The organism is Variovorax sp. YR266, assembly GCF_900107295.1.
Taxonomy (GTDB): domain Bacteria; phylum Pseudomonadota; class Gammaproteobacteria; order Burkholderiales; family Burkholderiaceae_C; genus Variovorax.
Window position 1 is genome coordinate 1,168,308 of sequence record NZ_FNPM01000001.1, and the last position, 15,050, is coordinate 1,183,357.

A 15,050-nucleotide genomic window follows, 5' to 3' on the forward strand; every position below is an offset into this window, starting at 1 on the left:
GCTTCTTCGAAAGCTTCATCGATGGCCCAGCCCGCTGCCGCGTCCTCCCCCTCTTCGGCCCCACCGTCCATCGGCGACCTCGACGCCATGTTCGACCTGGCGCCCGTCTCGCTCTGGATCGAAGACTACGGCGACCTCAAGCGCAAGCTCGACGGCTGGCGCGCCGAGGGCGTGACCAACCTGGTGGCGCACCTGCATGCGGACCCGCAGCGCGTGAGCGACTGCATGGCGCTGCTGAAGGTGCTGCGGGTCAACCAGCACACGCTGAAACTCTTTGCCGCCGACAGCCAGGAGACCCTGCTGGGCGCGCTGGACCGCGTGTTCCGCGGCGACATGTCAGCCACCGTGGTGCACGAACTCGACCAACTGTGGCACGGCCAGCTCACCTTCGAGAGCGAAACCGTCAACTACGCGCTCGACGGCCGGCGGCTCGACGTGCGCGTGCGTGCCCGCGTGCTGCCGGGTTACGAAGACAGCTGGAGCCGCGTGCTGGTGTCGCTCGACGACGTTACCGAGCGCGTGGCCGCGCAGCGCCTGCGCGACGAGAGCGCCATGTACGCGCGCAGCCTGTTCGACCGCTCGCCCGTGTCGCTGTGGGTGGAAGACTTCAGCGCGGTGCGCTCGCTGCTCGAGAGCATCCGTGCGCGCGGCATCACCGACTTCGCCACCTTCATCAAGGTGCACCCCGACTTCGTCGCGCGCTGCATGCAGGAGATTCGCGTCATCGACGTGAACCACGAGACGCTTCGCATGTTCGGCGCGCCCGACCTGCCCACGCTGCTGGGCAGCATCTCGCGCATCTTCCGCGACGAGATGCGCGAATCGTTCGCCGAGCAACTGCAAGACCTGTGGAACGGCAAGACCGTGCAGCATCGCGAGGTGCTCAACTATTCGCTGTCGGGCGAGGTGCTGAACATCCACATGCAGTTCGCGGTGCAGGAAGACCGGCAGGGCACCTGGGACCTGGTGCTGGTGTCGCTGGTCGACATCACCGCGCGCAAGAAGGCCGAGGCCTATCTGGAGTACCTCGGCAAGCACGACGTGCTCACGCAGCTGTGCAACCGCACCTACTACACCGAAGAGCTGAACCGCCTGTCGCGCAAGGGCCCCTGGCCGGTGTCGATCGTGGCCATCGACCTCAACGGCCTGAAGCAGATCAACGACCATGAAGGCCACGCGGCCGGCGACTCGCTGCTGCGCCGCATGGGCGAGGTGCTCGACAAGGCCGTCGACCCGCCGGCCTGGCCCGCGCGCATCGGCGGCGACGAGTTCGCGGTGCTGCTGCCGATGACCGACGAGCGCGGCGCCGAGGCAATGCGCGAGCGCATCCTCACGCTGCTCGAAATGAACAACCAGTTCCACGCGGGGCAAAGCGGCCACGCCTTGAGCCTGGCCATCGGGCTCGCGACCTGCCACGGAGACGAGTCGCTGGAGGTGGCGCTGCAGCGGGCGGACCGGGCGATGTATGTCGACAAGTCACGGCATTACGAGACCGTGGAGAGACACCAGCGGCACGCGTGACCGGCACGATGCGAGTGCCGGCGCCTCCAGTTCACTCCGGCACCGGCACCCGAACCCGCTCCAGAATGAAATCGATGAACGTCCGGATCGCCCGCGTGTGCTGGCGGTTCGGCATGTAGAGCATGAACATCTGCGTGCCGAAGATGCTCAGGCGCCAGTCGTCGAGCGTGGTCACGACGTCGCCTTTGCGCACGTCTTCCTGCACCACGTAGTCGGGCACGAGCCCGATGCCCAGCCCCGCGAGGATGGCCTGGCGCAGGAACAGGAAGTTTTCCGAGATCAGCGTCGGCTCCAGGATCACTTCGCGCCTCGTCTCGCCTTGGTAGGCCGACACGCGCAGCTGTCGCCCGATGACGGCGGCGGTGACCACCGGCGCGCCCTGCAGCGCGTCCAGCTGCACCGGCAGCGGGTTCTTCGCCGCGTAGTCGGTTGAAGCACACGCCACATAGCGCACCGGCCCCATCTCCCGCGCCACCAGGTTCTGCGGCGGCTCGGGAATCACGCGGATCGCGATGTCTACTTCGTCGCGCAGCAGGTCCTCGATGCGGTTCTCGAACACCACGTCGAGCACGATGCCGGGGTACTGGCGCTTGAAGTCGATCAGCCAGTCGGCCATCACGAGCTGGCCGTAGCCGCTGGGCACGCTCAGGCGCACGCGGCCCTGCAGGCCCTGCCCCAGCGTCGTTACCGATTCGCGGGCCGCCAGCAGTTCGCCCTGGATGGCGACGCCGTGCTGGTAAAGCCTGAGGCCAATTTCAGTCGGCTCGGCGCGCCGGGTGGTGCGCCGCACCAACTGCGCGCCGACTGAGCGCTCCAGCTGGTTCAGGTGGTAGCTGACGTTGGCGCGGCTCATCTTGAGCCGGCGGGCCGCCGCGCTCAGGTTGCCGGCGTCAAGAATTTCCACCAACAAAGTGAGCGACTGGAGGTCCATGGGTCGATTGTGTCAAAAATTCTTTGACAGTCTGTCAACCGCCTATGCAATTGTCAAAGCAGCGCAGCGGGCAAAGAATGCTGGGTTCACCCCCAGAGCCTCGAACCGCACGGTTCGGCAACGCAAAGAGACAAGCAAGCACATGGCCACCACAACTCCCAGCCCCTCCACGTCCAACGGACCCGTCACCTTCCAGCGTCGAGGCGACGTGTTCGTGGTGACCATCGACAACCCGCCCGTCAACGCCCTGGGCGTGGATGTGCGCCGCGGCCTCGTGGGCGCCATCGACGCGGCCGAGGCCGACAGCGCCGCCGCGGCGGTGCTGATCGTCGGCGCGGGCCGCAACTTCATCGCTGGTGCGGATATCCGCGAGTTCGGCAAGACGCCGCAACCGCCGTCGCTGCCCGAGGTCTGCCTGAAGATCGAGAACTGCACGAAGCCGGTTGTCGCCGCAATCCACGGCGCCGCACTGGGTGGCGGGCTCGAAGTGGCGCTGTCGGCGCACTACCGCCTCGCATCGCCCACGGCCAAGCTCGGCCTGCCCGAAGTGGCGCTCGGCCTTCTGCCCGGCTCGGGCGGCACGCAGCGTGCGCCGCGCCTCATCGGCGTGAAGCCCGCGCTCGAGCTGATGCTCAGCGGCCGCCATGCGGGCGCGAAGGAAGCGCTGTCGCTCGGCCTCGTCGACCGCCTCGGCACCGATGCCGACGCGCTGGCCGAAGGCCTCGCCTACGCGCAGGAGCTGGTCGCCGCCAAGGCCCCGGTGCGCCGCACGCGCGAAGCCGGCGCGCTGGCCGACAAGGAAGCCAGCCGCGCAGCCCTCGAAGCCGCGCGCGCCGACACCGCCAAGAAGAGCCGCGGCCTGTTCTCGCCGATGAAGATCATCGAAGCCGTCGAAGGCGCGCTCACGCTGCCCTTCGACGAAGGCATGGCGCTCGAACGCAAGCTGTTCCTGCAATGCATCGACAGCCCGCAGCGCGCCGGACTGATCCACGCCTTCTTCGCCGAGCGCGAAGTGCTGAAGGCGCCCGAGACCAAGAGCGCGAAGCCGCGTGCGCTGGAGTCGGCCGGCATCATCGGCGGCGGCACCATGGGTGCGGGCATCGCGGTGGCGATGCTCGACGCGGGCATGCCAGTGACCATGATCGAGCGCGACGACGCCCAGCTCGCGCGCGGCCGCGCCAACGTGGAGAAGGTGTACGACGGCCTCATCAAGAAGGGCCGCATGACGCCCGAGGCCAAGACCGCCGTCATGGCGCGCTTCTCGGGCTCCACGTCTTACGACGCGCTCGCGCAGGTCGACATCGTGGTCGAGGCCGTGTTCGAGGAAATGGGCGTCAAGAAGGCCGTGTTCGCCGAACTCGACCGCGTGTGCAAGCGCGGCGCGGTGATCGCCACCAACACCTCGTACCTCGACATCGACCAGATCGCTGACAGCATCTCGCGCCCGCAGGACGTGGTGGGCCTGCACTTCTTCTCGCCCGCCAACATCATGAAGCTGCTGGAGATCGTGGTGCCCGCCAAGGTGAGCGCCGACGTGGTCGCCACCGGCTTCGAGCTTGCGAAGAAGCTCAAGAAGGTGCCGGTGCGCGCCGGCGTGTGCGACGGCTTCATCGGCAACCGCATCCTCGCGGTGTACCGCCAGGCCGCCGACCACATGATGGAAGACGGCGCCTCGCCCTATCAGATCGACGAAGCGGTGCGCAACTTCGGCTACCCGATGGGCCCGTTCCAGGTGTCCGACCTGGCCGGCGGCGACATCGGCTGGGCCACGCGCAAGCGCAAGGCCGCCACGCGCGACCCGCAAGCGCGCTACGTGCAGGTGGCCGACCGCATCTGCGAGCGCGGCTGGTTCGGCCAGAAGACGCAGCGCGGCTACTACCTGTACCCCGAAGGCGCGCGCACCGGCGTGCCCGACCCCGAGGTGCTGGCCATCATCGATGCCGAGCGCGAACGCGCGGGCATCAAGCCGCGCGCCTTCACCGAGGAAGAAATCATGCGCCGCTACATGGCCGCGATGGTCAACGAAGGCGCCAACGTCGTGCTCCAGCGCATCGCCCTGCGCCCGCTCGACGTGGACGTGACCTTCCTCTACGGCTACGGCTTTCCGCGCCACCGCGGCGGCCCGATGAAATACGCCGACACCGTGGGCCTGCCCAAGGTGCTGGCCGACATCCGCGAGTTTGCGAAGGAAGACCCGATCTTCTGGAAGCCCTCGCCGCTGCTGGTCGAGCTGGTCGCGCAAGGCGCCGATTTCGCCAGCCTCAATCAATCCGAGTAATCAGAGTCCATTCCAGTCAGCCGTCCAGGAGACATTCCCATGCGTGAAGCCGTCATCGTTTCCACCGCCCGCACCCCGCTCACCAAGGCGCACCGCGGCGAATTCAACATCACCCCCGGCCCCACGCTGGCGGCCTTCGCGGTGAAGGCAGCGGTCGAGCGCTCGGGCCTCGACGCGGCGCTGATCGAGGACGCGATCCTCGGCTGCGGCTACCCCGAAGGCACCACCGGCCGCAACATCGCGCGCCAGGCCATCATCCGCGCGGGCCTGCCTATCAGCATCGCCGGCACCACGGTGAACCGCTTCTGCGCCTCGGGCCTGCAGGCGATTGCGATGGCCGCGGGCCGCATCGTGGTGGACGGCGCGCCGGCCATGATCGCGGGCGGCGTCGAAAGCATCTCGCAGATCCGCTCGCGCAGCGCCACCGATGCTGGCGACAGCGGCATGGACCCGTGGATCGTCGAGCACAAGCCCGAGCTGTACATGGCGATGATCGAAACCGCCGACATCGTGGCAAAGCGCTACGGCATTACCCGCGAGGCGCAGGACCGCTTCTCCGCCGAGAGCCAGCGCCGCACCGAAGAAGCGCAGATCGCCGGCCGCTACAAGGACGAGATCGTCGCCTGCACCACCACGATGGCCGTGACCGACAAGGAGACGAAGGAAGTCACCTACCGCGAAGTCACCGCCACGGAAGACAACTGCAACCGCCGAGGCACCACCTACGAGGCACTCGCCAAGCTGAAGCCCGTGATGGGCGAGGACAAGTTCGTCACCGCAGGCAACGCCTCGCAGCTGTCGGACGGCGCATCGGCCTGCGTGCTGATGGAAGCCAAGGACGCCGAGCGCGCCAACATCAAGCCGCTGGGCGCCTTCCGCGGCCTCGCAGTTGCCGGTTGCGAACCCGACGAAATGGGCATCGGTCCGGTGTTCGCAGTGCCCAAGCTGCTCGCACGCCACGGACTCAAGGTGCAGGACATCGGCCTGTGGGAACTCAACGAAGCCTTCGCCTCGCAGTCGATCTACTGCCAGGACAAGCTGGGCATTCCGTCGGAGCTTCTGAACGTGAACGGCGGAGCGATCTCCATCGGCCACCCCTTCGGCATGACCGGCGCGCGCCTCACGGGCCACGTGCTCATCGAAGGCAAGCGCCGCGGCGCGAAGTACGCCGTGGTCACGATGTGCATCGCCGGCGGCATGGGCGCGGCCGGCCTGTTCGAAATCTATTGAGGAGCCTGCGATGGACCTGAACTTCACCCCCGAAGAAGAAGCCTTCCGCAGCGATGTGCGCGCCTTCCTGGCCGACAAGCTGCCCGTGCGGCTGTCGGAGAAAGTGCGCGGCGGCAAGATCCTCGAGAAGGTCGACATGCAGGAATGGCACGCCATCCTCAACGAGCGCGGCTGGCTGGCCAACCACTGGCCCGAGCAGTACGGCGGCCCGGGCTGGACGGCGGTCGAGAAGTTCATCTTCGAGCATGAATGCGCCCTCGCCTTCGCGCCACGCATCGTGCCCTTCGGCGTGAACATGCTCGGCCCGGTGCTCATCAAGTACGGCAACGAGGCGCAGAAAAGCTACTGGCTGCCGCGCATCCTGAACGGTGCCGACTGGTGGTGCCAGGGCTATTCGGAACCCGGCGCGGGCTCCGACCTGGCAGCGGTGAAGACCTCGGCCGTGCGCGGCATCGACGCGCAGGGCGACCACTACATCGTGAACGGCCAGAAGACCTGGACCACGCTGGGCCAGCACGCCAACATGATCTTCTGCCTGGTGCGCACGAACCGCGAGGCGAAGAAGCAGGAGGGCATCAGCTTCCTGCTGATCGACATGAACTCGCCCGGCGTGGAAGTGCGCCCGATCATCACGCTCGACGGCGAGCATGAGGTCAACGAGGTGTTCTTCTCCGACGTGCGCGTGCCCGCCGAGAACCTCGTAGGCGAAGAGAACAAGGGCTGGACCTGCGCCAAATACCTGCTGACTTACGAGCGCACCAACATCGCGGGCGTGGGCTTCTCGGTGGCAGCGCTCGAACAGCTCAAGGGCATTGCCGCCACGCAGACCAAGAACGGCAAGCCGCTGGCCGAAGACCCGGCTTTCGCGGCACGCATGGCGCGCGTCGAGATCGACCTGGAGAACATGAAGACCACCAACCTGCGCGTGATCGCGGCGGTGGCCGGCGGCGGCGTGCCGGGCGCGGAAAGCTCGATGCTGAAGATTCGCGGCACCGAGATCCGCCAGGAAATCTCTTCGCTGGCCCGCCGCGCGATGGGCGTGTACGGCCGCCCCTTCATCGCAGAAGCGCTGAAGGACGACTTCACGGGCGAGACCTTCGGACCAGCTTATGCATCGGCTGCCGCCTCGCGCTACTTCAACAACCGCAAGCTGTCGATCTTCGGCGGCTCGAACGAAATCCAGAAGAACATCATCAGCAAGATGATCCTGGGCCTGTAAGGAGACATGCAATGAACTTCGAACACACCGAAGACCGGCGCATGCTCGCCGACAGCCTGAATCGCTTCATCGCCGAGCAGTACGCGTTCGACGCACGCGACCGCATCGCGAAATCGGAGCACGGGTTCAGCAAGGAAATCTTCCAGCAGTTCGCCGAACTGGGCGTGATCGGCGCGCTGTTCAGCGAGGCCGACGGCGGCTTCGGCGGCGGCGGTTTCGACATCGCCGTGGTCTTCGAGGCACTGGGCCGCGGCCTGGTGGTCGAGCCGCTGCTGGGCGCGGTGATGGTCGGCGAGGCGATCAGCGCCGCCGGCAGCGACGCGCAGAAGGAAAAGCTCGGCGACATCATCAACGGCGTGACCATCGCGGCCTTTGCGCACGACGAGGCCGACACGCACTACGAACGCACGCGCGTGGCCACCAAGGCCGAGCGCAGCGGCGATGGCTGGGTGCTCCACGGCGCCAAGGCCGTTGTGCCGCAGGGCGAGCAGGCCGACCTGTTCCTCGTCTCCGCCCGAACCTCGGGCAAGGTGGACGACGAAGCCGGCATCTCGCTGTTCCTCGTGCCCGCGAAGACGGCCGGCCTCACGGTGCGCGGCTGCCCCGCCATCGACGGTGGCCGTGTCGCCGAACTCGCGTTCGACGGCGTAAAGCTGGGCGCCGATGCACTGCTCGGCACCGAAGGCCAGGGCCACGCTACGCTGGAACGCGCCATCGGCCGCGGCGTGCTCGCGCTGTGCGCCGAAGCGCTGGGCGCGATGGAAGCGGCCAAGACCGCGACGCTGGAGTACCTGCGCACGCGCAAGCAGTTCGGCACGCTGATCGGCAGCTTCCAGGCACTGCAGCACCGCATGGCCGACCTGCTGCTCGAGATCGAACAGGCCCGCTCGGCCGTCATCAACGCAGCGGCAGCCATCGACACCGGCGACCGCCTGACGCGCGAGCGTGCGCTGTCGGCCGCCAAGTTCAGCATCGGCCGCATTGGCGCGCTGGTGGCGGAAGAAAGCATCCAGATGCACGGCGGCATCGGCATGACGTGGGAGCTGCCGATGCCCCACTACGCCAAGCGCCTCGTGATGATCGACCACCAGCTGGGCGACGAAGACCATCATCTGCAGCGCTACATTGCCCTTGGCAAAGAGTCCGGCAAGGAGTTGGCGGCATGACGGACAAGACCGTGCTGATCTCGCAGGAGGGTGCTGTACGCATCCTCACCAACAGCAACCCGGCCGCGCGCAACGCGATCACGCCGACGCTGTACGCCGAGCTCTCGGCTGCGCTCACCGACGCACAGAACGACCCCGAAGTCGGTGCCATCGTCTTCACCGGTGCGGGCGATTTCTTCTGCTCCGGCGGCGACCTCAACCTGCTGGCCAAGCGCCGCGAGCTGCCCGCGTCGGAACGCCGCGAAAAGCTCGAAGGCCTGCATGACCTGATCCGCGCGATCCGCGATTGCGGCAAGCCCGTGATCGCGGCGGTCGAAGGCGGCGCTGCCGGCGCGGGCCTGTCGATGGCGCTGGCCTGCGACATGCTGGTGTCGGCACGCGACGCCTTCTTCACCGTGGCCTACGTCAAGGTCGGCCTCACGCCGGACGGCGGCGCCACGGCATTCCTCTCGGAGTTCGTCTCGCGCCAGGTGCTGACGGAGATGTGCCTCACCGGCGACCGCATGCCGGCCGAGCGCCTGCACGCACTGGGCGCGGTCAACCGCCTGACCGACAAGGGCGCGGCGCTGGCCGAAGCCATCGCGCTCGCAGCCAAGGTGGCAAGCGGCCCGCAACGCGCGAGCGCCCGCATCAAGACGCTGTGCCGCCAGGCACACCGCGCCACGCTGGAAGAGCAGCTCGACGCCGAGGCCGTGTTCATGGTCGAGTCGCAGGCGGACGCCGAAGCGGCCGAAGGCATCGGCGCGTTCCTCGGCAAGCGCAAGGCCGACTTCGTCGCGCTGCGCCGACAGAAGCAGGACGCGTCCTGACACGCGCCGTGCTCACCCTTCCAACCTCTTGCACGCAGGTGCGGAGGTTTTTCGTCCTTCTGGAGCTGCCATGTCTTCGCTGAATTCCTCGCTGCCGCTTGCCGGCGTGCGCGTCCTCGACTTGTCCCGCATCCTCGCGGGCCCCTGGTGCGGCATGGTGCTGGCCGACATGGGTGCCGAAGTCATCAAGGTGGAGCACCCGGGCCGCGGCGACGACACGCGCGACTGGGGCCTGCGTGTCGGCAAGACCGAGACCGCCTACTTCAACAGCGTGAACCGCAACAAGCGCTCGGTCACGCTCGACCTGCAGACGCCCGAAGGCCAGCAGCTCGCGCGCGACCTCGCGAAGCAGTGCGACGTGGTGATCCAGAACTTCAAGTTCGGCGGCATCGACAAGCTGGGCCTGGGCTACGAGCAACTGAGCAAGGAGCAGCCCGGCCTCATCTACTGCTCGATCTCAGGCTACGACCGCACCGGCCCCGAAGCCGCACGCCCGGGCTACGACCTCGTCGTTCAAGGCGAGGCCGGCCTGATGGCGCTCAACGGCGAAGCCAACCAGCCGCCGCTGAAGTTCGGCGTGGCTGCCGTCGACCTGTTCACCGGCATGTATTCGGCGCAAGCCATCCTGGCGGCGCTGTACCAGCGCGAGAAGACCGGCAAGGGCCGGCATGTCGAGATGGCGCTGTTCGACTGCGGCCTGATGATCACCGCCTACTACGGCCTCGAAGCGCTGCTGATGGGCGAAGACCCGCCGCGCTACGGCAACTCGCACCCATCGATCGTGCCCTACGGCGTGTTCGATGCGGCCGACGGACCGCTGGTCATCACGGTGGGCAACAACGCGCAGTTCGCGCGCTTCTGCACCGACGTGATCGAGCGTCCCGACCTCGCTGACGACGAGCGCTTCAAGACCAACATCCTGCGTTCGGCCAACCGCGCGGTACTGCTGCCCGAGCTGCACGCCGAGCTGGCCAAGCGCCAGCGCACCGACCTGCTCGCGAAGCTCACCGCCTCGGGCATTCCGTGCGGCGAAGTGCTGGGCCTGCTCGAAGCGCTGCAATCGAAGCGTGCGACCGATGCCGGCCTCGTGACTACGCAGCCGCACCCGGTGGCCGGCACTGTCAACGTGCTGGCGCCGCCCTACCGTTTCGACGGCGAGCGCCTGCCAGTGCGCAGCGCGCCGCCCACATTGGGCGAAGGCACGCACGACGTGCTGCAGTCCCTGCTCGGCCTGTCGGATGAAAAGCTGGCCGCGCTCAAAACAAGTGGCGTCGTCTGAAGAAGACAGGCGCCCGCATTTCCAAAGTAGACAAGACCCAATGGCATCCTTTTCTTCCCTTCGCAGTTCCCTTCGCAGTCCCGTTCGCCGCGCCCTTCTCGCACTCGCCCTGCCCCTGGTGGCCGGCACCGCCTTCGCGCAGGCCTGGCCCGCCAAGCCGATCACGCTGATCGTGCCCTTCCCGCCCGGCGGCCCGACCGACGTGGCCTCGCGCATCGTGGCGCAGAAGATGTCGGTCGCGCTCAAGCAGAACATCGTGATCGACAACCGCAGCGGCGCATCGGGCACCGTGGGCGCTGCTGCCGCGGCCCGCGCCGCGCCCGATGGCTACACCTTCGTGATGCTGGCCACGCCCACGCTGCTGGCCTCGCACCTGTACGGCCCCACCGGCTACGACATCTTCAAGAACTTCACGCCCGTGGGCTCGGTGTACGACCTGCCGATCGTGCTGGTGGTCAACCCCAAGTCGCTGCCCGACGTGACCGGCGTGCAGGGCCTGATCGCCAAGGCCAAGGCCGAAGGCGGCAAGCTCAACTACACGAGCGCGGGCGCCGGCAGCTTCGGCCACCTGACGACCGAGCAGCTGAAGACCATCGGCAAGTTCGACATGCAGCACGTGCCCTACCGCGGCAGCGCGCCGGCCGTCACCGACCTGATCGGCGGCCAGGTGCCCGCGATGTTCTCCGACCTCGTGGGCGTGCTGCCGCACATCAAGGCCGGCAAGCTGCGCGCCATCGCGGTCGGCTCCGGCCAGCGCGTGAGCCTGCTGCCCGACGTGAAGACGGTGGCCGAGCAGGGCTTCCCGGGCTTCGACGCAACCTCTTGGGGTGGCCTGCTGGCGCCGGCCGGCACGCCCAAGGAGGTGATCGACCGCATGAGCGCCGAACTCAAGACCGCGCTGGCCGACAAGGAAGTGCAGGACAAGCTCCAGAGCGTCGGCACCTTCTCGGCCTACCGCACGCCCGAACAGACGGGCGTGCGCATGCGCGAGGACTTCGAGCGCTGGGGCAAGGTCATTCGCGACAACCACATCACGAACCAGTAAAACTGGCCGCGCCGGCAGGGCGACAACACCAAGGAGACAAGACATGACAACCAGGCACGACAACAACTACAGCACCCCGGTCGGCGCGCCGTTCCGCCCCGCCCTTCCCGTTCGCAGCCTCGCCGACATCCGCAAGCTCGAAGAGACACCGCTGGAGCAGGCGCTCACGGTGCGCAGCACCTACGAGATCTTCCGCAACGCGGGCCATGCCTTCGGCAACAAGACGGCGCTGACCTTCCTGCGCACAGGCAACCCGGCCGACGAACCCATTCGCTGGTCGTACGCCGAGTTGCTCGCGCGCATCCACCAGACCGCGAACATGCTGCACACGCTGGGTGTGGGGCCTGACGACGCGGTGGCGGTGCTGCTGCCTGGTTGCCTGGAGTACCACCTCGCGCTGTGGGGCGGCGAAGCGGCCGGCATCGTGCAGCCGCTGAACGCGCTGCTCACCGACGAGAAGCTGGTTGCGCTGATGACCGCGGGCCGCGCCAAAGTGCTGATCGCCTACGGCTCGGACAGCGAATCGGGCATGTGGTCGAAGGCGATGCGCCTGCGCGGCCAGGTGCCGACGCTGACCACCGTACTGCGCGTTGCGCCGCACGATGAAGCGCCTGGCACTGCCAGAACGCTCCCCGAAGGAGTCGCCGAGTTCGACGTGCTGCGCGCCGCGCAACCCGACGACCGCCTCGTGAGTGGCCGAGACATCGCGCCGACCGACATCGCAGCCTACTTCCACACCGGCGGCACCACCGGTGCGCCGAAGCTCGCGCGCCACAGCCACGGCGCGCAGGTGTTCACGGCCTGGGCCAGCGTGCAGGTCGCGGGCATGAACGAGAACGGCATCTCCATCAACGGCTACCCGCTGTTCCATGTGGCGGGCGTGCTGCCGGCCTCGCTGTCGTCGCTGTCGGCGGGCGTGGAAGTGATCATTCCCACGCCCTCGCTGCTGCGCAACAAGGAGGTGCTGGCCAACTACTGGAAGCTGGTGGCGAAGTACCGCCCGACCTCGCTGTCGGCCGTGCCTACCGTGCTCGCGGCGCTGGCCAATGTGCCGCTGGACGGCGCAGACATTTCATCGATCACCTACTGCCGCACCGGCGCCGCCGTGCTCGCGCCCGAACTAGCCGCGCGCTTCGAGCGCCTGTTCGGCCTGCACGTGCACGAGAGCCTGGGCATGACGGAGATGGCCGGCATCTCGACCATCACGCCGCCGGGCGTCGACGGGCCCGCGGGCTGCGTCGGCTTTCGCCTGCCCTACATGCAGATGCGCGTGGTGGCGCTCGACGAGAACGGCAACGCCAGCGACCGCGAGATGCCGCCCGGCGAGCAGGGCATGGTGCTGTTCAAGTCGCCCAATGTGTTCTCTGGTTTCGTGGACCCGGCCGACAACGCCAAGGCCTTCACGGCCGACGGCTGGCTCGCGACCGGCGACCTGGGCTGGATCGACAGCGAAGAGCGGCTCAACCTCACGGGCCGCTCGAAGGACCTGATCATCCGCAGCGGCCACAACATCGACCCCAAGACCATCGAGGACGCGCTGGGCGCGCATCCGGCCGTGCAGCTGTGCGCCGCGGTCGGTGCGCCCGATGCCTATGCGGGCGAACTGCCGGTGATCTTCGCGACGCTGGTGCCCGGCGCCTCGGCAACGGAAGAAGAGCTGCTGGCCTTCACCGCCGAGCGCGTGGACGAAGCGCCCGCAAAGCCCAAGTGGGTGTCGGTGATCGAGACCATGCCGATGACCAACGTCGGAAAGATCTACAAGCCCGAGCTGCGCGCGATGGCCGCACGGCAGGTGGTGAGCTCGACGGTCGTCGAGGTGTGCGTTTCGCTCGGCCTGCCCGAGGCCGCGCGCCCCGTCGTCAAGACCGATGGCGAGAGCCTCGTACGTGTGCTGATCGACGGCGCGGCGGCGGGCGCGCTCGCCGCATCGCTTCAGGAGCGGCTGCAGAAGGCGCTGGAGCCGCTGCCCTTCAAGACGCGCATCGGGGCGCAGTGATTTTTGAAACCAAGACAGAGAGACAGAGACAAGCCATGACCATCCGCCTTCCGAACCGCCGCGCCCTGCTGTGCGCCGCTGCTTCCGTTGCCACGCTGTGCGCGCTGCCCGCAGCAAATGCCCAGACCGCTTACCCGAACAAACCGATCCGCCTGGTCGTGCCCTTCGCCGCCGGCGGCGCCACTGACGTGCTTGCGCGCGTGATCGGCCAGAAGATGTCGGCCGGCCTGGGCCAGCCCGTCATCATCGACAACAAGCCCGGCGCGGCCGGCATCATCGGCACCGACGCGGTCGCCAAGGCTGCGCCCGATGGCTACACCATCGTGCTGGGGCTGAGCAATTCGCTGATGACCAACGAGTTCCTCTACGAGAAGCTGCCCTACGACACGCAGCGCGACCTCACGCTGGTCTACCAGATCGCGATGGCGCCGCTGGTGCTGGTGGTGCACCCGAGCGTTCCCGTGAAAACCGGCCCTGAGCTGCTGAAGTACGTCACCGCCAACAAGGGCAAGGTGGCCTACGGCTCGTACGGCGTGGGCGCGTACCCGCACCTGGCCGGCGCGCACATGAGCCTGGCGACGCAGTCCGACATGAACCACGTCGCCTACAAGGGCGAGGCGCCGATGATGCAGGACCTGATCGGCGGCCAGATCCAGATGGCTTATGCCAGCGCGCTGGTGGCCAAGCCGCACATCGATTCCGGGAAGATCCGCGCCATCGGCGTGAGCGGCGAGCGCCGCATGAGCACGCTGCCCAACGTGCCTACGCTGGCAGAGCAGGGCCTGAAGGACGAGGCCTACCGCGTGACGGGCTGGCTCGCCATCGCGGCCCCTGCAAAGACACCGAAGCCCATCGTGGACCGCATCGCCGAAGAAGTGCGCAAGGCCACGCAGCAGCCCGACGTGCGCGAACGTGTGGCAGCCATGGGCTTCGAGATCAAGGACAGCTCGCCCGAACTCTTCGCCACCACCTGGAAGGCGGAGCGCCCGGTGTGGGAGCGGCTCATCAAGCAGTCGGGCGCCAAGCTCGAGTAATCCATTTCTTCGTCATTCAAAGGAACAGCCATGAAAGTTCTTGTGCCCGTGAAACGGGTCGTCGACTACAACGTGAAAGTGCGCGTCAAGAGCGACGGCACCGGAGTGGACATCGCCAACGTCAAGATGAGCATGAACCCCTTCGACGAGATCGCCGTTGAAGAAGCCGTGCGCCTGAAGGAAAAGGGCGTTGTGACCGAAGTCATCGCCGTCTCCTGCGGTGATGCCAAGTGCCAGGAAACCCTGCGCACCGCCATGGCCATCGGCGCCGACCGTGGCATCCTCGTGGAAACCACCGAAGAACTGCAACCGCTGGCCGTCGCCAAGCTGCTCAAGGCGCTGGTGGACAAGGAACAGCCGTCTCTCATCATCCTCGGCAAGCAAGCCATCGACGACGACGCCAACCAGACCGGCCAGATGCTGGCGGCTCTTGCTGACCTGCCTCAAGCCACCTTCGCCTCCAAGGTCGAAGTCGCTGGCGACAAAGCCACCGTCACCCGCGAAGTCGACGGCGGCCTGGAAACCATCTCCCTGAGCCTGCC

The 15,050-nt window shown here is 67.4% G+C and carries 12 protein-coding genes; 11 read left to right on the forward strand and 1 reads right to left on the reverse strand.

The genetic code is table 11. The features are described from left to right. Window positions 1-21: 21 nt before the first annotated feature. Complete coding sequence (locus tag BLW48_RS05445; RefSeq protein WP_177142273.1) at window positions 22-1,521, forward strand: sensor domain-containing diguanylate cyclase; 1,500 nt, start codon at window positions 22-24, stop codon at window positions 1,519-1,521. 31 nt (window positions 1,522-1,552) lie between these two features. Here BLW48_RS05445 and BLW48_RS05450 read toward each other — a convergent pair whose 3' ends face one another. Further along, window positions 1,553-2,452, reverse strand: a complete 900-nt coding sequence (locus BLW48_RS05450) for a LysR family transcriptional regulator (RefSeq protein WP_093173172.1) — start codon at window positions 2,450-2,452, stop codon at window positions 1,553-1,555. Window positions 2,453-2,594: 142 nt separating this feature from the next. Between BLW48_RS05450 and BLW48_RS05455 the strand changes: the two genes are divergently transcribed. From BLW48_RS05455 to BLW48_RS05500, 10 genes are all read left to right on the forward strand, one after another. Further along, window positions 2,595-4,730 carry a 3-hydroxyacyl-CoA dehydrogenase NAD-binding domain-containing protein gene (locus BLW48_RS05455; protein ID WP_093173174.1) on the forward strand — a complete coding sequence of 712 codons (2,136 nt, stop codon included), beginning with the start codon at window positions 2,595-2,597 and terminating at the stop codon, window positions 4,728-4,730. 39 nt (window positions 4,731-4,769) lie between these two features. Further along, a complete protein-coding gene (locus BLW48_RS05460; protein ID WP_093173176.1) occupies window positions 4,770-5,960 on the forward strand; it encodes an acetyl-CoA C-acyltransferase in 1,191 nt (396 codons plus the stop codon). A gap of 10 nt (window positions 5,961-5,970) precedes the next feature. Then, window positions 5,971-7,179, forward strand: coding sequence for an acyl-CoA dehydrogenase family protein (locus BLW48_RS05465; protein ID WP_093173178.1), 1,209 nt, complete (start codon window positions 5,971-5,973; stop codon window positions 7,177-7,179). Window positions 7,180-7,190: 11 nt separating this feature from the next. Then, a complete protein-coding gene (locus BLW48_RS05470) occupies window positions 7,191-8,345 on the forward strand; it encodes an acyl-CoA dehydrogenase family protein (protein WP_093173180.1) in 1,155 nt (384 codons plus the stop codon). Then, complete coding sequence (locus tag BLW48_RS05475; RefSeq protein ID WP_093173182.1) at window positions 8,342-9,154, forward strand: oxepin-CoA hydrolase, alternative type; 813 nt, start codon at window positions 8,342-8,344, stop codon at window positions 9,152-9,154. Before BLW48_RS05470 ends, BLW48_RS05475 begins: the two co-directional genes overlap by 4 nt. A gap of 70 nt (window positions 9,155-9,224) precedes the next feature. Continuing rightward, on the forward strand, window positions 9,225-10,433 hold the full coding sequence (locus BLW48_RS05480; protein ID WP_093173184.1) for a CaiB/BaiF CoA transferase family protein: 1,209 nt from the start codon (window positions 9,225-9,227) through the stop codon (window positions 10,431-10,433). Between the two features lie 40 nt (window positions 10,434-10,473). After that, on the forward strand, window positions 10,474-11,478 hold the full coding sequence (locus BLW48_RS05485) for a Bug family tripartite tricarboxylate transporter substrate binding protein (protein ID WP_093173186.1): 1,005 nt from the start codon (window positions 10,474-10,476) through the stop codon (window positions 11,476-11,478). Between the two features lie 43 nt (window positions 11,479-11,521). After that, window positions 11,522-13,474 (forward strand): acyl-CoA synthetase, encoded by a 1,953-nt coding sequence (locus BLW48_RS05490; protein ID WP_093173188.1) that lies wholly within the window; start codon window positions 11,522-11,524, stop codon window positions 13,472-13,474. Window positions 13,475-13,509: 35 nt separating this feature from the next. Further along, complete coding sequence (locus BLW48_RS05495; protein WP_093173190.1) at window positions 13,510-14,508, forward strand: Bug family tripartite tricarboxylate transporter substrate binding protein; 999 nt, start codon at window positions 13,510-13,512, stop codon at window positions 14,506-14,508. A 30-nt stretch (window positions 14,509-14,538) separates the two neighbouring features. After that, the coding region (locus BLW48_RS05500; protein WP_093173192.1) for an electron transfer flavoprotein subunit beta/FixA family protein at window positions 14,539-15,050 on the forward strand (512 nt) is incomplete at its 3' end.

Coding starts and splice junctions, on each gene's coding strand:
- BLW48_RS05455 (WP_093173174.1), top strand. CDS start 2,595: ATGGCCACCACAACTCCCAGCCCCTCCACGTCCAACGGACCCGTCACC.
- BLW48_RS05460 (WP_093173176.1), top strand. CDS start 4,770: ATGCGTGAAGCCGTCATCGTTTCCACCGCCCGCACCCCGCTCACCAAG.
- BLW48_RS05490 (WP_093173188.1), top strand. CDS start 11,522: ATGACAACCAGGCACGACAACAACTACAGCACCCCGGTCGGCGCGCCG.
- BLW48_RS05495 (WP_093173190.1), top strand. CDS start 13,510: ATGACCATCCGCCTTCCGAACCGCCGCGCCCTGCTGTGCGCCGCTGCT.
- BLW48_RS05470 (WP_093173180.1), top strand. CDS start 7,191: ATGAACTTCGAACACACCGAAGACCGGCGCATGCTCGCCGACAGCCTG.
- BLW48_RS05475 (WP_093173182.1), top strand. CDS start 8,342: ATGACGGACAAGACCGTGCTGATCTCGCAGGAGGGTGCTGTACGCATC.
- BLW48_RS05445 (WP_177142273.1), top strand. CDS start 22: ATGGCCCAGCCCGCTGCCGCGTCCTCCCCCTCTTCGGCCCCACCGTCC.
- BLW48_RS05450 (WP_093173172.1), bottom strand. CDS start 2,452: ATGGACCTCCAGTCGCTCACTTTGTTGGTGGAAATTCTTGACGCCGGC.
- BLW48_RS05465 (WP_093173178.1), top strand. CDS start 5,971: ATGGACCTGAACTTCACCCCCGAAGAAGAAGCCTTCCGCAGCGATGTG.
- BLW48_RS05480 (WP_093173184.1), top strand. CDS start 9,225: ATGTCTTCGCTGAATTCCTCGCTGCCGCTTGCCGGCGTGCGCGTCCTC.
- BLW48_RS05485 (WP_093173186.1), top strand. CDS start 10,474: ATGGCATCCTTTTCTTCCCTTCGCAGTTCCCTTCGCAGTCCCGTTCGC.